Annotated in this window: 21 protein-coding genes; 13 read left to right on the top strand and 8 right to left on the bottom strand. The window is 39.0% G+C overall.

Features of this window, described 5'->3' with window-relative positions; genetic code table 11:
* Positions 1–169 precede the first annotated feature (169 nt).
* The 7 genes from RFX69_RS08830 to RFX69_RS08800 all read left to right on the top strand — a co-directional run bounded on the left by RFX69_RS08830 (position 170) and on the right by RFX69_RS08800 (position 5,137).
* Entirely contained in the window at positions 170–1,069 is a 900-nt protein-coding gene (locus tag RFX69_RS08830; protein WP_001109856.1) for a VacJ family lipoprotein, read from the top strand.
* A gap of 115 nt (positions 1,070–1,184) precedes the next feature.
* Positions 1,185–2,153 (top strand): RsbU family protein phosphatase GigA, encoded by a 969-nt coding sequence (gigA, locus tag RFX69_RS08825; protein WP_000273589.1) that lies wholly within the window; start codon positions 1,185–1,187, stop codon positions 2,151–2,153.
* Between the two features lie 102 nt (positions 2,154–2,255).
* A complete protein-coding gene (gigB, locus tag RFX69_RS08820) occupies positions 2,256–2,777 on the top strand; it encodes an anti-anti-sigma factor GigB (RefSeq protein WP_000103065.1) in 522 nt (173 codons plus the stop codon).
* A 26-nt stretch (positions 2,778–2,803) separates the two neighbouring features.
* Complete coding sequence (locus RFX69_RS08815; RefSeq protein WP_000177095.1) at positions 2,804–3,628, top strand: carbon-nitrogen hydrolase family protein; 825 nt, start codon at positions 2,804–2,806, stop codon at positions 3,626–3,628.
* A 14-nt stretch (positions 3,629–3,642) separates the two neighbouring features.
* A complete protein-coding gene (locus RFX69_RS08810; RefSeq protein WP_000266120.1) occupies positions 3,643–4,020 on the top strand; it encodes a DUF4951 domain-containing protein in 378 nt (125 codons plus the stop codon).
* Positions 4,021–4,180: 160 nt separating this feature from the next.
* The gene (locus tag RFX69_RS08805) at positions 4,181–4,618 is read left to right on the top strand and encodes a MarR family winged helix-turn-helix transcriptional regulator (protein ID WP_000371732.1); all 438 of its coding nucleotides are present in this window, start codon (positions 4,181–4,183) and stop codon (positions 4,616–4,618) included.
* A gap of 87 nt (positions 4,619–4,705) precedes the next feature.
* Complete coding sequence (locus RFX69_RS08800) at positions 4,706–5,137, top strand: organic hydroperoxide resistance protein (protein ID WP_000051124.1); 432 nt, start codon at positions 4,706–4,708, stop codon at positions 5,135–5,137.
* 54 nt (positions 5,138–5,191) lie between these two features.
* Here the strand turns inward: RFX69_RS08800 and gspE are convergent, their stop codons facing one another.
* Complete coding sequence (gspE, locus tag RFX69_RS08795) at positions 5,192–6,682, bottom strand: type II secretion system ATPase GspE (RefSeq protein ID WP_001166325.1); 1,491 nt, start codon at positions 6,680–6,682, stop codon at positions 5,192–5,194.
* A gap of 96 nt (positions 6,683–6,778) precedes the next feature.
* On the opposite strand from gspE, the gene RFX69_RS08790 reads away from it, so the two are divergent.
* Entirely contained in the window at positions 6,779–7,600 is an 822-nt protein-coding gene (locus tag RFX69_RS08790) for a hypothetical protein (RefSeq protein ID WP_000462729.1), read from the top strand.
* 9 nt (positions 7,601–7,609) lie between these two features.
* A complete protein-coding gene (locus tag RFX69_RS08785; RefSeq protein WP_000785638.1) occupies positions 7,610–8,527 on the top strand; it encodes a mechanosensitive ion channel family protein in 918 nt (305 codons plus the stop codon).
* Here RFX69_RS08785 and RFX69_RS08780 read toward each other — a convergent pair.
* The gene (locus tag RFX69_RS08780; RefSeq protein WP_289332490.1) at positions 8,517–11,321 is read right to left on the bottom strand and encodes a DUF2339 domain-containing protein; all 2,805 of its coding nucleotides are present in this window, start codon (positions 11,319–11,321) and stop codon (positions 8,517–8,519) included. The two genes, RFX69_RS08785 and RFX69_RS08780, sit on opposite strands and share 11 nt — an antisense overlap.
* A gap of 154 nt (positions 11,322–11,475) precedes the next feature.
* Here RFX69_RS08780 and polA point away from each other — a divergent pair, with 154 nt between their 5' ends.
* The gene (polA, locus tag RFX69_RS08775; protein ID WP_001134667.1) at positions 11,476–14,247 is read left to right on the top strand and encodes a DNA polymerase I; all 2,772 of its coding nucleotides are present in this window, start codon (positions 11,476–11,478) and stop codon (positions 14,245–14,247) included.
* Between the two features lie 60 nt (positions 14,248–14,307).
* Here the strand turns inward: polA and RFX69_RS08770 are convergent, their stop codons facing one another.
* From RFX69_RS08770 to ppx, 5 genes are read right to left on the bottom strand one after another with little or no spacing between them, the layout of a single operon-like run.
* Entirely contained in the window at positions 14,308–14,877 is a 570-nt protein-coding gene (locus tag RFX69_RS08770; RefSeq protein WP_000501183.1) for a YggT family protein, read from the bottom strand.
* A gap of 21 nt (positions 14,878–14,898) precedes the next feature.
* Positions 14,899–15,735: a pyrroline-5-carboxylate reductase gene (proC, locus tag RFX69_RS08765; RefSeq protein WP_085916948.1), complete on the bottom strand. Its 837-nt coding sequence runs from the start codon at positions 15,733–15,735 to the stop codon at positions 14,899–14,901.
* Positions 15,707–17,110 carry a tRNA lysidine(34) synthetase TilS gene (gene tilS, locus RFX69_RS08760; protein ID WP_272292050.1) on the bottom strand — a complete coding sequence of 468 codons (1,404 nt, stop codon included), beginning with the start codon at positions 17,108–17,110 and terminating at the stop codon, positions 15,707–15,709. Before tilS ends, proC begins: the two co-directional genes overlap by 29 nt.
* Positions 17,047–17,868: an acetyl-CoA carboxylase carboxyltransferase subunit alpha gene (locus RFX69_RS08755; RefSeq protein ID WP_000710403.1), complete on the bottom strand. Its 822-nt coding sequence runs from the start codon at positions 17,866–17,868 to the stop codon at positions 17,047–17,049. Before RFX69_RS08755 ends, tilS begins: the two co-directional genes overlap by 64 nt.
* Positions 17,869–17,886: 18 nt before the next feature.
* A complete protein-coding gene (gene ppx / locus RFX69_RS08750; RefSeq protein WP_001279273.1) occupies positions 17,887–19,407 on the bottom strand; it encodes an exopolyphosphatase in 1,521 nt (506 codons plus the stop codon).
* Between the two features lie 279 nt (positions 19,408–19,686).
* On the opposite strand from ppx, the gene trxA reads away from it, so the two are divergent.
* Together trxA and rho are read left to right on the top strand one after the other, a co-directional pair.
* Positions 19,687–20,013: a thioredoxin gene (gene trxA, locus RFX69_RS08745; protein WP_001276875.1), complete on the top strand. Its 327-nt coding sequence runs from the start codon at positions 19,687–19,689 to the stop codon at positions 20,011–20,013.
* A 321-nt stretch (positions 20,014–20,334) separates the two neighbouring features.
* Positions 20,335–21,603: a transcription termination factor Rho gene (gene rho, locus RFX69_RS08740; protein WP_001054522.1), complete on the top strand. Its 1,269-nt coding sequence runs from the start codon at positions 20,335–20,337 to the stop codon at positions 21,601–21,603.
* A gap of 193 nt (positions 21,604–21,796) precedes the next feature.
* On the opposite strand, the gene RFX69_RS08735 is transcribed toward rho, so the two are convergent.
* Positions 21,797–21,922: a hypothetical protein gene (locus tag RFX69_RS08735; protein ID WP_085940555.1), complete on the bottom strand. Its 126-nt coding sequence runs from the start codon at positions 21,920–21,922 to the stop codon at positions 21,797–21,799.
* Positions 21,923–22,016: 94 nt separating this feature from the next.
* On the opposite strand from RFX69_RS08735, the gene RFX69_RS08730 reads away from it, so the two are divergent.
* On the top strand, positions 22,017–22,274 hold the full coding sequence (locus tag RFX69_RS08730) for a hypothetical protein (protein WP_000897691.1): 258 nt from the start codon (positions 22,017–22,019) through the stop codon (positions 22,272–22,274).
* The last annotated feature ends 133 nt before the right edge of the window (positions 22,275–22,407 follow it).

Below are 22,407 nucleotides of genomic sequence, written 5' to 3'. Positions count from 1 at the left end.
CCCCTTTTTCTAGCAATTCATATCAAGCGTACATTTTTTAGGCTTTTTGGCTATATTTCTATATAATTTGATCAATTTTACATTGATAATAGCTTATCGCTTCTGTATTAAAATATATCTCTACCCAACTGCATATTGAATATAGCCTGGCTAGCGGTTAAGGAATTATATGAATTATTCTAATTTACTTTTGTCGAGCTTATTAACTGTAGGTCTTTATACCTCAGCCCATGCTCAAGAAAATCTTACTGAAGAATCTGCCGCTAGTTCGGAAGATGTTACTTCAACCCAGACTCAGCATAGCCGACCTCACTTACAAATTATTAAAGATTTGAAAGGCATAAAAGTTAAAGATTTAAAGATCAACGCAAATGCTGCCCAACCGGATACAGTAAAAGATCCATTACAGTCACTGAACCGTCCAATTTATTCTTTTAACGATATGTTAGACCGCCATGTTTTGCGTCCCGTTGCTGTTGAATATAGAGAAAAGACGCCAGAAGATGTACGTGGTTCTTACCGACAATTTCGTAAAAACCTTGGCGAACCATGGAATGCTGTTAACCAGCTAATTCAAGGACGTCCTGGCCGCGCAGCAAAAACTTTAGGTCGTTTTACTATTAATACGTTAACAACTTTAGGTTTAGCCGATCCAGCGAGCCGCTTAGGCTTACCTCCTGAAGAAGAAAGCTTTGGTGTAACTCTCGGTTACTATGGCGTTCCTTCTGGACCATTTCTTATGCTGCCTTTCTTTGGACCAAGTACTTTACGTGATGGCGTTGGCTTGGCTGTAGATGCTCAGGCCCGTCCACAAAAATACATTATGGATGATCAAGATGGCCTGTATTGGTCGACTAATCTATTACAAGCCGTTGATACACGCGCTCAATATCTAGATTTAGACCAAACGATACAAGGCGATCAGTATGCGATGATTCGTGATTTATATCTCCAACGTAAAGCATTCCAGATTGCCGAGAAAAAAGGTGATTCGGCAGATGTGTCTTTTATTGATGATGACGAATCTGAAGATGTACCAGAAGATAACACTGATAAAACCGAAAAATAATTAAAGGACAAATCAAGGTATTGCATTTTTCTTATAGAAAGGCAATACCTTGATTTTGGTCATACATCCTCTATGATGGATAAAGTGATCTTGAAAAAGGACTACCATATCTTCTATGTATTTTATTAAACCGACACGCTCTATCCCTTTCGTAGAGCAAGCTCTGGAAGCATTACCAGACTTACAAGTCATTCACATAGATGATCTCGATTTATACGACCCAACAATTATCGCAATTGCTGATGTACAAGATTTCCTAACTTATAAATGGCGTTTACCTACAATCGTGATTGCTTTTGAGCATGAAGGTAGTGCTTTAGCTCAAGCATGGGAAGCTGGTGCTCTTGCAGGATGGGTATGGAACCAATTACCTAAAGATCTAAATAAAGCTTTAACAAGAATTGATGCACAATATAAACGTAATCAGGATAGCCGTGATTTACCTTCGGCAGCAGAATTACAAAAACGTTTATTGCCAAATCCTATTGATTTATTAAATTATGAGGTTGAAACTTTTTTCCAACCTTCTGCCTATTTATCAGGCGACTGGTACGACTACTGGAAGCTCAATGATAAAGAGGTTTTATTTTATCTCGCCGATGTATCGGGGCATGGTGTAACAAGTAGCTTATTAACTTCTTGGATGGCAGCCTTTCATGGTCGCTCCAAAACACCACGACAGTTAATCAAAAAGTTAAATGGGATGCTGGTTCAAGAGAATATTGAAAAACATATTACAATTGTGGTCGGTATTCTAAATCTTGAAACTCATAGTCTTCGCTGGTCTAGTGCAGGCCATTACCCTCCTCCAATTATTTTTGAACCTAATCAACCTCCAAAAATTTTAACCACCAGCAGCTTTCCCTTAGGGTTAACTGATGAGTTAGAAGTTGAAGAACATGTATGCACATTAAATCGTCATGCACGTTTCATTATTTGCTCAGATGGAGCACTAGAACCATTTGATGGCGGCTTGAATGATCAGTTTCAACAATTAGTTCAACATTTGCAAAATCAATCATTCCAAGCCCCTGATCACGTTGCTGATGACATTGCCATCTTTAGTCTTTGTCGAATGAATTAATTTAAGAATCAATTAATTACATAATATACGACTTAAGGACTCTTGAGTCTGAGATGGCACTATGTGATAATTTTTCTATCCTTCTCTGAAAATGGCATTTATATGTCAACAGGTCATGTTGAATATGCAAGTTTAAATGGAACGCATATTTTCAAGCTTATTGGTGAAGTGCGAGCCCATTCTTGTATAAGTCTAGACAAACTTTTAAACAGAATTGAACAGCAAGAAAATGTTGTTGGTGCAATCGTTGATTTAACCCAAACAACATTTATTGATAGTACTGTATTAGGTATCCTAGCTAAGCTAGGTTTAAAACTGAAACAGACTCATCATATTCAAGCTGTGATGCTATCTACCAATCCAGATATCACAACCTTAGCCAACAGCATGGGGCTAGGGCAGGTTTTTGTCATCCTGAATTATTGTGGCGATCCTAACGTTTGTACTTTAACGTTAACTGACGAGCACATTACTCATAATGCGATGCTAAGAACCGTTCTGGACGCACACAAGACATTGATGAAACTCAATGCAAATAATCAGAACATGTTTGAGCCGCTTGTTAAGCAATTGCAAAAAGAACAAGACACGCTTGAACAAGTATCTGATAAGCAAAATGCCTAAACTTTATTGCTAATCTGGATGTGTATATGACTCTTGTTTCAGTTGTTCAAATGAATTCTCAAGATGACATTGAAAGCAACTTTCAAGTGATTGAGTCATTGATTCAGCAAAGCAAGGCTCAAAATGCCAGCTTAATTGTTTTTCCCGAAAACTTTGTTTGTTTTGCGGCTGGCAAACAGCGTGAAACAGCAGAGCAATTTGAGTCGATTCAACAAAGACTTGAGAAACTTGCACATCAGTATCAAATCTGGATTGTTGCAGGCACTCTACCGTGTCCATTTCGTCCGGATGGTTCCATCATACAAGATGGTCGAGTGCGTACAGTGAGTTTATGCATCAGTCCTGAACGTACCGAAGCACGTTATGACAAAATACATTTATTTGATGTACAAGTTGGCGATGCTGTGGGTGGATATCAGGAATCTCGTTTCTTTGAACCAGGAACAGACGTTGTAGTCACATCTACCCCTTTTGGCAATATTGGCCTAATGGTATGTTATGACTTGCGTTTTCCTGAGTTAACTTTAACCCTTAGACAACAAGGTGCTCATCTATTAACTGCTCCTGCTGCATTTACCTATACAACAGGTCAGATGCATTGGCAGCTTTTGCTGCAAGCACGTGCAATGGATAGCCAATGCTATGTTTTAGGGGCTGCGCAACAAGGTTGGCATGGGGAAAAACGCCAAACTTGGGGGCATGCAGGAGCAACTGATAGTCGTGGTCAAGTTTTAAGTATGATTGGTTATGAAGGGAACGGTTTAATTACGGTACCTTTTGATTTAGCTGCTCAAGAACTTGTTCGTAAATCAATGCCTTTAATGATGCATCGTAAATTAATTCACTATTAAAAGCTTAATTATTCATGTGGAAATACTTATTTAGCATTTTTTGCTTAGGGGCAAATATTCATTGTTATGCGACTGATTTTGGGGCAACAAATAATTTTGTCTCTCCAAATTTGCAGCTTAAACAAAATGTACTTCCTCCTACTCCAAAAAATATTCCTCTGCCTGCTTTTGGTCAGCGGATTATTGGTTGGGGGACAGGTGCAGAAGGTGCCAGACAGCGTTTAGAGAATATTCAGCCTGCCGATGTTTCTATGATTAAAAAACAAGGAACAACTTTAGAAATGATCACGGCCTGGCAAGATTTTTATGAACAAGAGCAACAACGTAATGAAAATAACCCAACTGCAAAATATCGTGCTCGTTTAATGAAAAAAATTGCCGACCTTTGGTAACCATTTTAAATTAGTATTTTTAAGTGATGGAGTAATGTTTAGATTACTCCATTTTTTTACGTTATCTTATTTTTATCAATAGCTCTAAATTATGAGCATTTAAGAAATTAAACATAAAGCGATATACTAGAAAAGCACCAATTAGTTTTCTGAGGAATATATGGACCAAGACTGTCAAAATCTAAAGCTTGAGAATCAATTATGTTTCCTCATTTACTCAACAAATTTAGCCCTTAATCAACTTTACCGCAAACTTTTAACTCCATTAGGGATTACTTATCCTCAATATTTGGTGATGTTAGTGTTGTGGGAAAAAGATGAGATTACTGTTTCAGAAATTGGCAGCAAGTTATTTTTAGAGTCTTCAACTTTAACCCCAATTTTAAAAAAGTTAGAAGCATTGCAGCTTCTTAATCGTACTCGTTCAAAAGAAGATGAAAGACAAGTCATTATCACGCTTAGCGAAAAGGGGAAAAAACTTAAAGAACAGGCCGTAAATATTCCAACGCATATCTTAGAGGCCAGTTCTTGTGATACGGCTACCCTTCTCAGTCTCAAAGATCAATTAACACAACTCCGTACAAATATAGCTAAATAATCACCAATTTTTTTACAAAATTGACTTGTTAAAATAATTAAGTTGTGTACGATATATTTGCATTCAATTTAATTTAGGAATAAAAAGATGTCATTAGAAAAAGTTGTGTATCGCGCAAAAGCTAAAGCAACTGGTGGCCGTGACGGTCGTGCAACGTCATCAGACGGTGTATTAGACGTACAACTTGGTGTGCCTAAAGAAATGGGCGGCGCTGGTGGTGCTGTAACTAACCCAGAACAATTATTTGCAGCAGGTTATTCAGCGTGCTTTTTGGGTGCTTTAAAATTCGTTGCAAACCGCGATAAATTTAATATTAGCAAAGATGCTTATGTTGAAGGTGAAGTTGGTATTGGTCCAATTCCTACAGGTTTTAGTATTGAAGTTACTTTAAATGTTTATTTAATCGGTATGGACCGTGAAGAAGCTGAAAAGTTAGTTGCAGCAGCTCATATCGTTTGTCCATATTCAAATGCAACTCGTAACAATATTGATGTGACGTTTAATATTGTGACTGAATAAGTTTTAATATAAAAAATGCCCGAATCATATCGGGCATTTTTTATATCTTACAAATTATGCTTCACTTGCTTCATTGGTTACACGAAGCACTTCTTCAAGTGTAGTTTTACCTGAGAGCACCTTACGTAAACCATCATCGCGAATAGAACCAGAATACTGACGAGCATGATTTTCTAATTCAAATTCAGCTGCATTACCATGAATGAGACGGCGCATAGGTTCATCAATAGGTACAATTTCATAAATCGCTGTACGGCCATTAAACCCTAAATGAGAACACTGATCACACCCTTGAGCCTCTGGTAACTTTAAACTTGGTTCATGGAAAATATGCTGAAAAACTTGCTTCTCAAAAGTATCGGCTTCACGCCATGTCATACAATGTGGACATAAAGTACGAACCAAACGCTGCGCAACCACCCCAATTAAAGAGCTTGAAAGCAGGAAAGGTTCAATCCCCATATCTTTAAGACGAGTCACTGCACCAATAGCAGTATTGGTATGTAGCGTCGATAAAACCAAATGACCTGTTAAGGATGCCTGCACCGCAATTTCAGCAGTTTCTAGATCACGAATCTCCCCCACCATGACCACATCTGGATCTTGACGTAACATTGCCTTTAAAGCACGAGCAAATGTCATATCCACTTTGGTATTCACTTGAGTTTGGCCAATACCTTCAAGCTGATACTCAATTGGATCTTCGGCAGTTAAGATGTTACGGGTGTTGTCATTTAGATCAGATAAGGCAGCATATAAAGTCGTCGTTTTCCCCGAACCAGTAGGCCCTGTGACCAAAATAATACCGTGCGGACGATGTACTAGCTGAGTTAAACGTTCATAGTCATTTGCCATTAAACCTAGGTGAGTCATATTAAGGCGACCCGCTTGTTTATCGAGTAAACGCATGACCACCCTTTCACCATGTGACGATGGCAAAGTTGAAACACGGACATCGACTTCACGACCAGCAAGACGTAAAGAAATACGTCCATCTTGCGGTACACGCTTTTCAGCAATATCGAGTTTCGCCATAACTTTAATACGCGAAACAAGTAACGGGGCTAGTTCACGGCGTGGCTGCACAATTTCACGTAATTGACCATCTACCCGTAAACGAACTGATAGCTTTTTTTCAAAAGCTTCAATATGGATATCTGAAGCTCCTACTCGAATTGCCTCAGAGAGAAGAGCATTGATTAGACGAACAATAGGCGCGTCATCCTCTTGATCCATTAAGTCTTCTGTTTCAGGCACCTGATCTGCAAGGCTTAATAAATCCGGATGGTCTTCTAAGCCCGCAGCTACTTGTTGAGATTCACCTGTATCCCCTGCATAACTGGTACTTAATAGACTATTGAATTCTTGTTCAGTGCATAATTGATAGTATGCAGGTTTCCCCAAAATTCGTCTTGCTTCCTGCAATGCAATTTTTTCTGTATTTTGACGTCTAACAATAAAAACTTGATCACCGTCATAACGAAATAAAACACCATGACGCTTGGCAAAACTATATGGAACTTGTATTTGTTTCAATATTTGCATCACAATTTATAATGATGAGTAAGATGATTTTGAGTGTACTCTAAGCAGATTACAGCGTGAAGTCTGTTTAACAACTCGGTAGAGGAATTTTACGTCTTGTTTGAAAATAATGAATATCAGCCTCACCCCCAGAATTCTTTAAAATGGTGGGGTGAACAGCACTTTGAAATTAACCAGTCCAAAGCATGGCAATTCGGTTCAATGCTCTTTCGTTTAACACGTGGCATAAAAGAATGGCGTATCGAATATTATCGCCCGACTCTCCAAGATGATAATGAGCAAGATTGGCACATCATAACGGATGCAAATTTTGGTTTTCCACATTCTGTGCAAGTCGAACGTTATATGTTTCGGAAAACAAATCCGAAGTTTCTACTCATGCCACGTTTGGCGGACCGATCAGTGGTAATTAAACCGGTTGATCCAATCTACATTCCAGCGGGTCAACGTGGGACACTTTATATTAGTACCCCCCTATGGATTGCCGGTTTAGTTGAAAGTCAGCATGAACCTTTATTTGAGATTCCTGTGATTCAGCCTAAAGATACATGGTTTGGTCCCAATGCCCAGCAAGGTGAAATTTGTTATGCAACCTCTGTTGATGGTCGTACCGATTTAAATCTATTAACCCCACGTGCTTTTCGTGCAGTTACGCCAATTGATTTCCATAATACCAGTAATCATCAATTACGCTTTGATCGTATGAATGTACCGGTTACTGCCCTACCGCTATTTTATAGTGAAAGTACAGGACGCTTATGGACATCACAAATCAAAGTCTACTATGAAGGCTCTGACCGCCCAGCCCGTATTCGTATTGAAAACCGTACTCCCCCTCTGGCAGGTGAAGTGACTTATGTTCACCCACCACGTTCACCGGGTGGTGCGCTATTTAATATGTTTGATTCATTCTTTTAAGGGGGTTTTATGGCCGATTCAAGTATTCCAAAAGATATCGCTGATAGCCTCAAAAGCATATTTACCAATATCAATACCGAACGAATTAGTGAAATTTTAGTCGGTGTTGTGCTTTGTTTTATTGGTTTTGTCCTTGCCCGTATTATTTCAAATACATTTATTAGAACCGTTGGCTCACGTTTTAATGCTCACCAGCGTCTGGTATGGCGCCGCGGTATTTTCTATTTTATTTTCTTACTCTTCATTATGACGAGTTTAAAAGAAGCAGGGTTCAAACTTAGTGTATTTCTGGGGGCAGCGGGGATCTTAACAGTAGCACTCGGTTTCGCATCACAAACATCTGCCAGTAACTTGATTAGTGGTTTATTTTTGATTGGTGAAGGTTCATTTGAAGTCGGTGATACGATTCAAATTACACTTATTCGCGGGAATACAATCGAAGGCGAAGTTATCTCAATTGATTTGCTTTCGGTAAAGTTACTTACACTCGACAACGTCTATATTCGTTTACCAAACGAACAACTCATTCGTGCTCCTGTACACAACTTATCAAAATATCCAATACGGCGTATTCCAATTACTTTGGCAATTAACTTTCATGAAGACATTATTAAAGTTCGTGAGGTTCTACTTAACGTCGCAGCGAATTATCCACTCGTGTTAGATGATCCAAAACCTGCTGTTACAGTTACTGCTTTTAGGGAGTCATCGATTGAGCTTTTATTTGCAATGTGGTGTCGTCAAGAAAACTCTTTAAAAGTTCGAGATGAAATGCAAGAACGTATCCGAAATGGTTTTTTAGATAACCAAATTGAAATTCCTGTTCCGAAAATGGGCTTAATTGATCGACCAACTACTGCTTTTGCAGAAGATGATATCGATCAATACAGCAATCAAAAAGAGTTAAAACGAGAGCCTAAAGCTTAGGCTCTTGATTCTTCTGTACAGAGGATGACGGTGGTAATGGCGCAAGATAAGCAATAATCAACATTACCCCACCTGCTCCAATAAAAGAAATGACCCGAGTTAATGTCGCACTTTGTGATAGATCAAGCAAAATTAGTTTTAATACAACAATCCCTAAAAGTGCAGCGCCTACAAACCAGAGTTGACGAATCATTTTTCGACTAGAGTATGTAGTCAAAATAAATGCCAATATAACCCAAAGTAACGTCAAACTTAGCTGTACTACACCATTTGTCCAAATTGAAGCACTCCATAGCGGAGTTGCCCAGTAATGGTGCAAGCCTCTGACGACTACACTACTAAATACCAGTAAGCCCACTAAAATTGTTGTAATTTTAAAAGTCCATTCCAGCGATTTATCTTGATCAAAAGCATGCTGATAAATAATAAAGAGCAGACCTGCAAATACTACAATAGAAAGAAAATCAGTTAAGTTAAATAAAGGAACAAAATAAAGGTACTCAGCGGAGTGGCGATCAACGCTCACAACTAACAACCAAATTAAACTTAAACACCAAACTGGAATTTGATGTAACAGTGTTGTTTTATGAGCCTTATACGCCCAAAGCGAATAAACCACAGGAACAAAAGCCAGAGCAACAACTGGCATTTGTGGGAAAATAGTCACGCCAACTATCGCTAACGCCAACCAGCTTAAACCAGCCCATACCTTGACGTAACCCAAATGACTTGACTGCGGTTGAGCCATAATAAATAAGCCACTAAGAATAATGGTAGAGACTAGGAAAGTAGTTTGTTGTAATGAGTCTACCCATTTAAACAAAGTAAATACTTGACTCGCAAAGGCCTCCCCTAAAACCAATAACAGTAACAGGCTAATTAAAATTAACTGCAAACTTTGCCATTGCACACGAAGTTTATAGTGAACAGTCGCACTAAATATTGCTATTAGAGCGATAGCAAACATCAAATATGGACTTAAAGCATGATGATGCCATGCCATTATTTCTACACCTGCTACGGCGCCCGCATACATGCCTAAGCATAAGAAAATACCGCTAAACATGCTTGCGCTAAAATAGCGTTGTTCTTTGCTATTGTATTGCAATAAATAAAAGGCCGAAATGAATTGGGCAATTGCATAAATACTAGTGCTTAGTGTTGGAAACTCTTCATTTGCCCAAACCTGATAAAACAGTGCAAGGGAGCTGAGTAAAACTAAAATCACACCGATATATCGGCTTAAACGGTAGCGTTCAGTTACTCCCCAAACGATTAAAGCCGTTCCTTGTGCAACCCAGCCAATAGCAGTCCAGTGCGCCCCTTTTGCGAGTGGAAAAATTAAGGCAAAAAAAGCAACCGCGAGAATGAAAAAACTTTTTGCAAGGACTGAAAGCTGGGGATGAGTTTTTTTAATCCAGAACGTTAACACCGCATAAGTACCTGCTAAAACAACAGCACCAATTGTTAAAGCTTGGGTCGACTCATGAACTAAATAAGCATGAAGCGTAAAGCCTAATACAGGAACACTAAAAATAAGACCAACATCTAAGAGCGGCGGTAAACGGATCCCCTCTTGTTTTTCATGTTCTGAAACCCGAGAGATATTTTGGCTATAACGAACACTTAACCAAATAAATAGCGCTATATGGAGCCATAAAATCCAGTCTAATGTGTCAAATTTTGCTGGCTCTGCATAAAAGGCGATTGCACTACCGCCAATAAACATTGTGGCAAAGAAAGCGATCTGATTTAGGATTTTCCAAGGCTGAATAAAATTAACCGCAGCGACTGCAAGATTAATAACAAGATAGTAACTAAATAAAAAAACCACATCAGGACGATATTGCGGAATAACTAAAGGAGCCGCATAAGCCATACCCAGTGCGAGTATTGTCAAATAAATAGCTTGTTGTTTTAAACTCAGGAATACTGTAATTGCTAATAAAATCGTAAATAGAATACTGGCTGTAGTTAGGCTCGTGATTACACCAAAATGATGTGAGAACACAAGCGTTAGAAAGACAATAGCTAACCCTACACCTTGCAATGCTACAGCAAATAGCTGGTTTTTCTTTTGCAAGGTATATCCAAATGTTGTTAATACACCTCCTGCAATCGCAATAAAACCAAGTTTCACACCTAAGCTCAACTGCCAGTGCTCACTTGCAAAACGCAGTAAGAGCACTACCCCAACCATAAGCACAGCAACAGCCACCCTTAAAATTGGATTACCATGAATCATCCAATCGACTGCTGGTTGCCACCATGCGGTTTGTACATGAGCTGGTTGTTCTGTTTGATTTAAAGGTGCCGTTCCCGCTGGAACTAGCGTATCCGTATTATTGGAACTAACTTGGTTTATTACAGGATTTATAACTTCTGTTCGTATGGTCTCATTTACATGAACAGTTTGTTTTGCAGACTCGAGGTACAACAGTCGAGTATGAAAAGCGCTGATGGTTTGAATTAAACATAATAATAAAACCAGTAAAGCCCCACCAGCAATCCACATCCAATGATTGATATAAGCAACTAATGCAACCAAGGCGGCGGTATAAATTACCGTTCTTTGCATATGAATAGAATAAAGTGGCTTTTTTTGCTGAGAAAACTGCTGTTCTAAATGAGTTAAACGCTCATGTAGATTTGACAGTAATTGAACGAGAATGACAGTAAGTGCAATAGATAAAGCAACAACGGCACTCTGAAATTTAAAACCAATTGAAATGGCTAAAAACAAAGTCAAAGCGATCAAAACAATGATCATTCCCTGTTTGTCTTTTTTATACATGGGCTTAGCAATATGACACCTTCATTACAGGTCATCTTACTTTAAGCCAATACAAGCGTATATTTATACATACAAAATACTGCAAAAATCATAAACCTGCATTCATAGCCGTTTTCACGTAAAATACCCGTAATTCAGATTAAGGAATTGTTCAATGCCACCATTTGTCTTGGTTGATGGGTCCTATTTTTTATTTCGTGCATATCATGCATTACCACCATTGACGACCTCTACAGGGTTACATACCAATGCAATACGTGGAGCAATTTCTGCCATACAAAAATTGATGCGTCGTATGCAACCGACACATATGGCCGTTATTTTTGATACACCTGAACCAACTTTCCGTCATAAGCTTTCACCTATTTATAAAGGTGATCGCCCGACTATGCCGGAAGAATTGTCTCAACAGATTCCATATTTACATGCATTGATTAAGGCTCAAGGGATTCCTTTATATAGCCTTCCGGGTGCAGAAGCCGATGACATTATCGGGACTCTCGCTAAACGCGCCGTAAAAGAAGGTCATCATGTGCTTATCTCAACCGGAGATAAAGACATGGCCCAGCTGGTTAATGACTATGTAAAACTTGAAGATAGCTTTAAAGATCGAGTATTAGACACCGACGGCGTATTTGAAAAATTTGGCGTTTGGCCAAACCAGATTATCGATTACTTAACCCTTATGGGTGATGCATCTGACGGCATTATGGGTGTACCTGGCGTAGGCGCAAAGACGGCTGCCAAATTACTGACCGAATATGGGACATTGGATAATATCATTGCCAATGTAGACCAACTTAAAGGCAAACTGAGCCAAAATATTAAAGATAATTTAGACAATATTAAGCTTGATCACCAGTTGGCAAGCATTGTCTGTGATCTTCCTTTAGAACTCGACTGGCATGAATTAAAACTTACTGATCCAAATGTAGATGCCTTACGCAATCTCTATACGGAGCTTGAGTTTAGAAACCAGTTACAGTCTCTCGATCATCCAAACAATCCAAATAGCTCAAGCTATAAGCAGCAAGCTTCACAAACTATTGTCCAAAATGAAGTTAAACCTGCTCAAACGATTGAAACAGAAGATCAAGCAAGCTTGACTAGTCAAGATGACCAGCTTGGAACTGCAAACTATCACACTGTTTTAACACAAGAAGCATGGGATCAGCTCTGGCAACGCATGCAGAATGCCGATCATTTTGCTATTGATACAGAAACCACAAGTCTTGATTACCGTATTGCCGAGATGGTTGGTTTTTCAATCGCATTTGATGCGAAAGATGCCTACTATGTTCCTTTAGCACATAATTACGAAAATGCGCCACAACAACTGAACCGTGAACAAGTTTTAGCGCAAATCAAACCTGTACTTGAAAATGAAGCAGTTAAAAAAATCGGTCATCATCTTAAATATGATGCGCACATTTTTGCTAATCACGGTATTGAACTTAAAGGTTGGTATTTCGATAGCATGCTGGCATCTTATGTACTGAATGCAGCAGCTACTCGTCATGGCATGGATGATGTTGCTCGTGTTTACCTAAGCCATTTGACCACTACTTTTGAGCAAATTGCTGGCAAAGGTGCAAAACAGAAGACTTTTAATCAAATTGAGATTGAAGTTGCAGCACATTATGCAGCAGAAGATGCACATGTGACTTATCGTTTATATGAAGTACTTTCAAATAAACTTAAAGCACATCCTGAATTGGAAAATATTTTATATAACATTGAGATGCCAGTTGCTCGAATCTTATCGGGTATGGAAGAAGATGGAATCCGTTTAGATCATGCTTTCTTAGATAAATTAAGTGTTGAATTTGCGAAAACTATGGAAGACCTTGAAAATCAGGCCATGGAAATTGCAGGTGAAACTTTTAATATTGCTTCGCCTAAACAAGTAGGTGAAATTCTATTTGATAAGTTAGGCATTAAAGGTGGTAAAAAAACTGCAACTGGACAATACAGCACCAGTGAAAGTGTTCTTGAAAAAATTGAGCATCCCCTAACAGAAATTATTTTAGAACACCGTGGATTAGCAAAATTAAAGAGCACCTATACTGACCGTTTAATTGAGCAGTCGCATAATGACACCCATCGTGTACATACCAGCTATCATCAAGCACTAACGGCAACAGGTCGCCTATCCTCTTCTGACCCTAACTTACAAAATATTCCAATTCGTAGACAGATTGGCCGTCAAATCCGTAAAGCATTTATTGCACCGGAAGGACGAGTTTTGTTAGCAGCCGATTACTCGCAAATTGAACTTCGTTTAATGGCTCATTTTTCTCAAGATGATGCCTTAGTTCATGCATTCCAACATGGTCAAGATGTACACCGTAGAACAGCGGCAGAAGTGTTAGGTATTGCAATTGAAGATGTGACCAATGATCAGCGCCGTCAGGCTAAAGCTGTGAATTTCGGTCTACTTTACGGTATGTCCGAGTTTGGTTTAATTCGTCAACTTGGCTTTACTCGTGAAGAATCGCAAAACTATATCAAACAATACTTCCAGCGTTATCCTGGCATTTACGAATACATGCAACGTACTCGCCAAGTAGCATCGGAACAAGGGTTTGTTGAAACTATCTTAGGTCGCCGTCTTTATACACCGGATATTGACGCTCGAAATGTGATGGTACGTAAAGCTGCTGAACGTGCTGCAATTAATGCACCTTTACAGGGTAGTGCTGCTGATATTATTAAGTTAGCAATGATTGAAGTAGATAAAATCCTGCCAAAAGATCAAGCAAAACTATTACTTCAAGTTCACGATGAATTGGTGTTTGAAGTTGATTCAAATATTGCAGATGAACTTTCAAAACAAATTGCGGATGTCATGCAATCTGTTCTGGAAATTTCTGTACCGTTAGTCGTAGAAGTAGGCCAAGGTAAAAACTGGGATGATGCCCATTAATTTATCGATAAAACAATAAAAAAAGGGCTGTAATACAGCCCTTTTTTTAATCTTACAAAATTAAAGTCCAGTTAATAAAACTTTAGCGACTTCATTCATTAAGATCTCGGCAATATAGAGTGCCAAAAATGCCAGAATTGGAGATAAGTCAATCATCCCCATATTAGGTAATAAACGACGGAATGGGGCGAGTAACGGTTCAGCTAAATCTTGAATCACCTCAATATAAGGTGAACGAGATTGAGTAAACATAACGACCCAACTCAAAATGATTGTTGCAAAAATTAAGTAACGGCAGAAGCGAATCAAATCCTGAATCATGGTCACAAAAGTCAGAATCACTAAATGAACCGGACTATTTGGCATGGAACCCGAAAGATACATTACACCGAAAATTTTCAGTAAATATAAAATAATTAAAAGAACCAACGCTGCCAGATTGAATCGGCCTTTTGCGACCGTTGGAAAAATTCGGCCAAAAATATCAACAATCTTAGTCGCCTTTACTGTCGATAAAACCACAGGATTATAAGGACTTACTGCCGCCAATTGCATTAAAAAACGGAAAAAGACCAATAAAATCGCGACGTTAATTAAAATTCCAAAAATTAGCGCAGAATTTGCACCCATAGTTGTCTTATCCTATTAAAGCTATTTTGCACTGTCACTCAGTTCTTGAGCCAATTCTTGGCTACGTTTCTGTGCAGCAGCTAATGCAGATTGAATATTTTGAGAGATTTGTGCACGATCAAAAACTTCAAGTGCAGCTTGGGTTGTACCATTCGGTGACGTCACATTTTTACGCAGCTCAGACGGAGTATTTGAACTCGTAATTGCCATTTGAGCTGCACCTAATGCTGTTTGAAGAGTTAAAGCAGTTGCAACTTTTTCATCCAAACCTAAATTTTTACCTGCACGAATCATACTTTCCATGAGGTAGAAGAAATAAGCTGGGCCTGAACCTGAAACTGCCGTTACCGCATCAATTTGAGCTTCGGAGTTTACCCAAATTGTTAAACCAGTTGCTGCTAAAATCTGACTCGTTAATTCACGGTCCGAGGCACCAACCACATCAGTCGCGTAAATACCATGAGCACCAGTTTGAACTAATGCAGGTGTATTTGGCATAACTCGCACAATACGTTCGCTATCAATCAGATTTGATATTGTCTTAATTTCCGCACCGGCAATAATTGAAATAACCAATTTATCCGATAATAAACCTTTTAACGGACGTAGAACATTTGCCAGAACTTGTGGTTTTACAGCAAGAACAACTACATCGGCATTCTGGATAGCAGCCGTATTATCTTGAGTTACATGAACTTCTTTTTCTTGCAATAGTTGACGAATTTGTTCGACAGGATCTGAAACGGTAATACGTGTTGGTGGTAATCCTCTTGAAATGAGCCCGCCAATTAATGCTTGGGCCATATTACCACCACCAATAAAACAGATATTACAATTCACTGCTGTTGCCATAACTATATTCGCCATTTACCAGATTACAAGAATGAGAAATTAAATCTGGTTGCCACCCTCCTTCCTCACAATATGGAGACTGAGCCAACCAAAATCCTTTCGGTGTAAAAACCCCAAGCATAACATTATCTAAGACTAATATTTGAATTGTATGACGAAGCCAAGGCAAAATATGTGCTTCTTGAATTGCTTTTTTTAAAGGCCATTGCCCAACACGACCATATAGGTGAATCTTTTCCCCACCTTGACGTCGAATGATTTTTAATTTTTTATTCAATAAAGAATGACTTAGACCAATTTTTTTATATTCAACATGGAATAGTCCAGCTGCGCCCTGCCATTTTTCTTCTAATTTAAATGAATGCTCTAGTTCAGCATCAACCGGATTTAAAGTTTCAGCGAGATAAACCTGTTTACTCAGCCTATAGAGTATATTTTGATAACGGACATAGTAAAACTGGTTCCAATGTAAAGCGGCTTGAGCATCTGACTTAGACTCAATAACTTCTGTTCTCAGACGCTCGACCATTTCAAATGCAGGTCGATATTGCCCTTGGCCTTTCATCCACGCAGAAAGTAACTGGCGCTGCCGCGCAAAAGATAACTCGGATAATTTCGTTAAATCTAAATAGTCAGCTGAACCAGAATATTGCCAATCATCTTTGAGAACTTCTTCTAAAATTTCAGAAGCATCTTGCATCAGATAACTGGTTCGACTCAAAGCTTGCTGCATTTTTGGAAAACGGCTTGTTAAAAATGGCCACAGTGCTTCACGACACCACACCCTATCGTAATGGGTGTCATAGTTCATTGGATCATCAATATATTTAACTTCAAGCTGAGCAGTCCATAAGGCGATTTGCTCACGTGTTAAATCCAAAAAGGGGCGCCAAATTGTCATATCTTTACGGTAATCAATAGCCTGCATCGCAGCAAGTCCATCTACTCCCGCACCTGACAATAATCGCAAAATAACTGTTTCTGCCTGATCCTGTTGATGATGAGCAAGCAACAGAATTTCATTTTCTTGTAAATGTTGCTGATATGCTTGATAACGTGCTTGACGTGCTTGTGCTTCCAGATTGCCGTTTGCGATCTGAACTTTTTGAATAATATAAGGAATATTTAATATTGTTGCCTGTGTGGCAACCACTTCCGCCCACTCTGCACTTTGATCTTGCAGTTGATGATCAATATAAATTGCTCTGATCTTTTGAGGGAAAATTTGAGCCATTAAATGTAGCAGTAGCATTGAATCCATGCCACCACTACATCCAATAAGAAAAGAACTTTTTTCTGAGAACTCTTGAGCTTGCTTTAAGACGCCATGCCTAAATTTTCGCTGCCAAACTTCATTAAACGTTGATAACGTGCTTCGCATCGTTCATTTGCATCCATTGGTAGCAATTCATCCAAAGCCTGCTTTAAAACTACTTTTAAGTTTTGCATCACACGCTCAGGATCTAAATGCGCACCTTCACCTTCATCTACTACATATTCAACAATACCTAGCGATTGTAGTTTATCTGCTGTTAAACCTAAAGCTTCACTCGCTTGAGCTGCTTTCTCAGCAGTTTTCCACAAAATAGATGCACAGCCTTCAGGCGAAATCACAGAATAAATACTATGTGACAACATAATCACTCTGTCAGCAACACCAATACCTAAAGCACCACCAGAACCGCCTTCACCAAGTACTGTTGCGATTACAGGTACTTTCAGACTTGAAAGTTGAGCAAGGCTAGTCGCAATTGCTTCTGCCTGACCACGTTCTTCAGCACCAACACCCGGATATGCACCCATAGTATCAATAAAGGTGAAAACTGGTAGATTGAAACGCTCAGCCATATCTAAAAGGCGCTGAGATTTACGGTAACCTTCTGGGTTACACATACCAAAGTTGTGCTTTAATTTTTCACGGGTACTACGACCACGGTGTTGTCCAATGACCATCACAGGTTGACCGTCAAAACGAGCAAGACCACCTACCATCGCACCATCGTCACCAAACAAACGATCACCATGCAATGCATCAAACTCTGTAAAGATTTCACCGACATAATCTAGAAACTGCGGACGTTCAGGATGACGTGCAATTTGGACCGTTGTCCACGCTTTGGACTGAGTAGCTTTTTTCATAGGTCGAATATTATCCCTTTAATCGATAAATTTTTCCGACTGAATATTCAATTCAATGTCCCAATGCTTAAACTGCTCTTGCTCATCATGCAAGTCGGCAACTAACAATGGCCATTGTTTGGCATCACCAGAAACACTAAGTTGCCATTGTTGATCATTTATGATGGTCAATTCAATGGCAGGAAGCATCTGATCACTGCGGCTATGGTTGAGTAAAACTGCTAGGCGAAGTAACAAACTTAAATAAACTAATTTATGACCGCCAGCCTTTAAAACTTCATTTTTTACATCATTTCGCAATTTACGGCGGTGATGAGCAACCAAATGTGAAAGATGATTTTGGTCAATTTGTGAGAAACCAGGAATATCGGAATGTTGCAATAAATAAGCACCATGACGATGATAGCCACCATGACTAATCGCTAAACCAATTTCATGCAAATATGCTGCACGGCGCAGTAAGTCACTGTCTTCACTCGTTAAATTAAGTGGTTTAGCAACACTATCAAATAAGTGTTGAGCCGTATTTACAACTCGTTCTGCCTGTTTCGGATCGGCGTTATAACGTCCCATTAGTGCTTGTACACTACGGTCGCGGATATCCTCATGCTTAAAACGGCCTAACAGGTCATACATGACTCCTTCACGTAATGCACCATCAGAATATGCCAAACGTTCAATTTCTAAAACTTCAAAAACAGCGTACAAAATTGCCAATCCGGCTGGCAAAACTGCTCGTCGGTCTTCTCGAAGTCCTTCAAAATCAATTTCAGAAATATTTTTGAACTTAAGTAACTTATCTTTAAGTTTATGGAGACCTTCACGAGTAACATTTTCTTGCTCGTCACTTAGCCCCATATTCACCATAATCTGACGGCAAGCTTTAATGGTTCCACTTGAACCTACAACAGTATCCCACCCTTCCATCTTATAAGTGGTGGCGATTGCTGAAAGCTCTTTACGCGCAGCAACAACTGCTTTATCGAATGCTTTTTGTGTGATTTCACCATCGGCAAAATAGGCTTTTGTATAGGCTACACAACCCATTTGTAATGATTCAGTATAAATTGGCTCAAATTCTTCGCCAATAATAAACTCGGTAGATCCACCACCAATGTCAACCACTAAGCGGCGTCCACCATTGGCCATCGTATGTGATACACCAAGATAAATCAGGCGTGCTTCTTCACGGCCTGCAATAATCTCAATAGGTTTGGGCAAAATTTCAGCGGCTTTTTGAATAAACTCATGGCCATTTTTAGCCTGACGCAAAGCGTTCGTCGCCACAATTCTTAAACGGTTTGGTTGAACTGAGCCTAAACGCCCAACAAAACGAGCCAAACAGGCTAAACCACGTTGCTGTGCTGCTTCTGTTAAGTTTTTATTTTCATCAAGACCAGCTGCAAGCTGTACTTTTTCTGACATTGAAGCCACTTTTTTAACTTCACCGTGATCTACCCGTGCAATGGCAAGGTGAAAACTGTTCGACCCCATATCTATGGCAGCAAGTAATTCTTCATCAATCAGAAAGTCAGACATTATTGAACTAAACCCATAACAATTCACGCCTAGAGTAATTCACAAGAATGCAATTGAAAAGCCATTTTCATCAACAATTAATAGCCTTTGATATTTTTCTATTTGTTAAACGATTGTACAAGCCGATGATGAATATCGTGAGCATCCATTAGACAAATTTACTTAAGCCTTGAATAATAGCATCAAACCCTTACATTGAACTAAGTAGCTATGTAATACTGATAGAGATTATCTCCTCCTATAGTGATAGCACTTTTTTCTAAAAATTGGAGCCGTACCATGTCTGCGACTATTGTAAATACAACTGATGATAACTTCCAAGCAGATGTTCTAGATGCTGAAACACCTGTACTTGTTGACTTTTGGGCAGGTTGGTGTGCACCTTGTAAAGCAATTGCACCTGTTCTTGAAGATTTATCAAGTGAATATGCGGGTAAAGTAAAAATCGTTAAAGTTGACGTGACTTCTTGTGAAGAGACGGCAGTGAAATACAATATCCGTAATATTCCTGCTCTATTACTTTTCAAAAATGGTGAAGTAGTAGCTCAGCAAATCGGCGCTGTGCCTCGTTCTAAACTCGTTAGCTTCATTGACGAAAACGTTTAAGACGTAACGTTACGGATGAAAATACGCTATACCTTTATAGCGTATTTTTTTCGGCTATAAATTGACAAATTAGCTGATCTCACTTATATTGCATGCTCAAGAGGCACTGAAGGGAATCGTCTTCTGTCCGGCTTCTTACAAGACACAAACATAAAGATCGCCACTCGGCAACAGAAATTGTTTTTTCACATTTCTCTTCGAAACAGTTAATCAGACTTCTGAATTGTTATTGTGTAAATACAATTGCGATACTCTTTTTTGTATGCGAGCGATTTTTCTTCTTTTTAAACCACACTCTACTCTTTCCTAATTCTGACCCTTATGAACTTAACTGAACTCAAGAAAAAACCAATCGGCGAACTAATTAAAATTGCTGAATTTATGGGCCTTGAAGGTATGGCTCGTAACCGAAAGCAAGATATTATCTTTGCCATCTTGAAACGCCATGCGATGAATGGCGAAGAAATTTTTGGTGACGGCGTTCTTGAAATTCTCTCTGATGGTTTTGGTTTTTTGCGCTCTGCCGCAGGTTCGTATTTAGCTGGTCCGGATGATATTTATGTGAGCCCTTCACAAATCCGACGCTTTAACTTGCGTACAGGTGACACCATCACAGGTACCATTCGTCCACCAAAAGAAGGTGAGCGTTATTTTGCTTTGCTCAAAGTTAATCAAATTAACTATGACACACCAGAAAATTCACGTAACAAAATTTTATTTGAAAACTTAACTCCACTTTTCCCGACCGAACAACTGGTTATGGAACTTGGTAATGGTACAACAGAAGACTTGACCGCGCGTGTAGTCGATTTAGTTGCACCAATCGGTAAAGGTCAACGTTCTATTATTGTCGCTCCGCCAAAAGCGGGTAAAACAATGTTACTTCAAAACATTGCTCAATCTATTGTGAGAAACAATCCGGAAGTTTTCCTTATTGTTTTATTAATTGATGAGCGCCCAGAAGAAGTAACTGAGATGGAGCGTACCGTACGCGGTGAAGTCGTTGCTTCAACATTTGATGAAGCACCAGCACGTCACGTACAAGTTGCAGAAATGGTCATTGAAAAAGCAAAACGTCTTGTTGAGCATAAAAAAGACGTTGTGATTTTACTTGACTCCATTACACGTTTAGCCCGTGCATACAACACAGTAATTCCTTCATCAGGTAAAGTATTAACTGGTGGTGTGGATGCACATGCTTTAGAACGTCCAAAACGTTTCTTCGGTGCTGCTCGTAATATCGAAGAAGGCGGTTCTTTAACAATCATCTCTACTGCTCTTATTGAGACTGGCAGTAAAATGGATGATGTCATTTACGAAGAGTTTAAAGGTACAGGTAACCAAGAAATTACACTTGATCGCCGTATAGCTGAAAAACGCGTCTTCCCTGCCATGAATATTAAGAAATCTGGCACACGTCGTGAAGAACGTTTAATGGATGAAGATAAATTACGTAAAGTTTGGATTCTCCGCAAACTTCTTCACCCTATGGATGAGTTGGCAGCTATGGAGTTCTTACTTGATCGTATGAAAGAAACCAAAACAAATGATGATTTCTTTGATCAGATGAAACGTAAAGCTTCAACATAATCATATTATTTATTCTAAAAAGGCCGCTCTATTGAGTGGCTTTTTTATTTGGTTGACAAGCTTTACACAAAAATACATTTTGCTGATTTCTATGTAAAATTATTTATAAGCTTTTGAAAACAAATATTTTTAGTATAAAAAAGCCATGTTTTTTAGTAGCTTACTTATACCTTTTCCAATATATCTCAGCTGATTAATTGTTTTTTTCTGTTAAAAAACAGACTTTTTTCACTCTTTTCCCGATCTTTTTTGACAGCCAACAGTAGTATTTCAACATTTGCAGTGATAGCATAGCGGCAGACCAGTTAGACTGCTCCATGCGTTGTTACCTAGCTACGTTTTAGGAATAATAAAAGCAAAACAGTCCAACTTAGGTTTTTTTAATCTCAAATCTTTTTTGTGAGAGTGATGCCATGTTATTCAAAAAATTCGCTGTTGCTGCTGCTGTTGCTGCTACTTTAGCTTTCGTTGGTTGTACTAAGAAAGAAGAAGCTCCTGCTGCTTCTGCTGCTTCTGAAGCTGTAGCTGCTGCTTCTGAAGCTACTGCTGCTGCTTCTGAAGCTGCTGTAGCTGTTGACGCTGCTGCTTCTGAAACTGCTGCTGCTGCTTCTGAAGCTACTGCTGCTGCTTCTGAAGCTACTGCTGCTGCTGACGCTTCTGCTGCACACTAATCTATATTCTAGATTAGCGAAAAAAGAGGACATTTTGTCCTCTTTTTTTATGGCTAAATTTTATGTTTACACATCAAATAGATCTGATGTATTAATGGCTAAGTATACTTTTCTAGGGTTTGTTGACATTTAC

This window comes from Acinetobacter sp. 148 (assembly GCF_031196675.1).
Lineage (GTDB): Bacteria > Pseudomonadota > Gammaproteobacteria > Pseudomonadales > Moraxellaceae > Acinetobacter > Acinetobacter baumannii.
The sequence above is the reverse complement of the archived record's forward strand: the minus strand, read 5'-3'. Positions and strand labels throughout refer to the sequence as shown.

Bases quoted from the DNA above. Each gene is read 5' to 3' on its own strand.
- RFX69_RS08800 (WP_000051124.1), top strand. From the start codon at position 4,706: ATGTCATTAGAAAAAGTTGTGTATCGCGCAAAAGCTAAAGCAACTGGT.
- RFX69_RS08805 (WP_000371732.1), top strand. From the start codon at position 4,181: ATGGACCAAGACTGTCAAAATCTAAAGCTTGAGAATCAATTATGTTTC.
- RFX69_RS08735 (WP_085940555.1), bottom strand. From the start codon at position 21,922: ATGGAGCAGTCTAACTGGTCTGCCGCTATGCTATCACTGCAAATGTTG.
- RFX69_RS08780 (WP_289332490.1), bottom strand. From the start codon at position 11,321: ATGTATAAAAAAGACAAACAGGGAATGATCATTGTTTTGATCGCTTTG.
- RFX69_RS08785 (WP_000785638.1), top strand. From the start codon at position 7,610: ATGGCCGATTCAAGTATTCCAAAAGATATCGCTGATAGCCTCAAAAGC.
- gigA (WP_000273589.1), top strand. From the start codon at position 1,185: ATGTATTTTATTAAACCGACACGCTCTATCCCTTTCGTAGAGCAAGCT.
- gspE (WP_001166325.1), bottom strand. From the start codon at position 6,682: ATGCAAATATTGAAACAAATACAAGTTCCATATAGTTTTGCCAAGCGT.
- rho (WP_001054522.1), top strand. From the start codon at position 20,335: ATGAACTTAACTGAACTCAAGAAAAAACCAATCGGCGAACTAATTAAA.
- RFX69_RS08755 (WP_000710403.1), bottom strand. From the start codon at position 17,868: ATGAAAAAAGCTACTCAGTCCAAAGCGTGGACAACGGTCCAAATTGCA.
- ppx (WP_001279273.1), bottom strand. From the start codon at position 19,407: ATGTCTGACTTTCTGATTGATGAAGAATTACTTGCTGCCATAGATATG.
- tilS (WP_272292050.1), bottom strand. From the start codon at position 17,110: ATGCGAAGCACGTTATCAACGTTTAATGAAGTTTGGCAGCGAAAATTT.
- gigB (WP_000103065.1), top strand. From the start codon at position 2,256: ATGTCAACAGGTCATGTTGAATATGCAAGTTTAAATGGAACGCATATT.
- RFX69_RS08810 (WP_000266120.1), top strand. From the start codon at position 3,643: ATGTGGAAATACTTATTTAGCATTTTTTGCTTAGGGGCAAATATTCAT.
- RFX69_RS08730 (WP_000897691.1), top strand. From the start codon at position 22,017: ATGTTATTCAAAAAATTCGCTGTTGCTGCTGCTGTTGCTGCTACTTTA.
- RFX69_RS08830 (WP_001109856.1), top strand. From the start codon at position 170: ATGAATTATTCTAATTTACTTTTGTCGAGCTTATTAACTGTAGGTCTT.
- RFX69_RS08815 (WP_000177095.1), top strand. From the start codon at position 2,804: ATGACTCTTGTTTCAGTTGTTCAAATGAATTCTCAAGATGACATTGAA.
- RFX69_RS08770 (WP_000501183.1), bottom strand. From the start codon at position 14,877: ATGGGTGCAAATTCTGCGCTAATTTTTGGAATTTTAATTAACGTCGCG.
- trxA (WP_001276875.1), top strand. From the start codon at position 19,687: ATGTCTGCGACTATTGTAAATACAACTGATGATAACTTCCAAGCAGAT.
- polA (WP_001134667.1), top strand. From the start codon at position 11,476: ATGCCACCATTTGTCTTGGTTGATGGGTCCTATTTTTTATTTCGTGCA.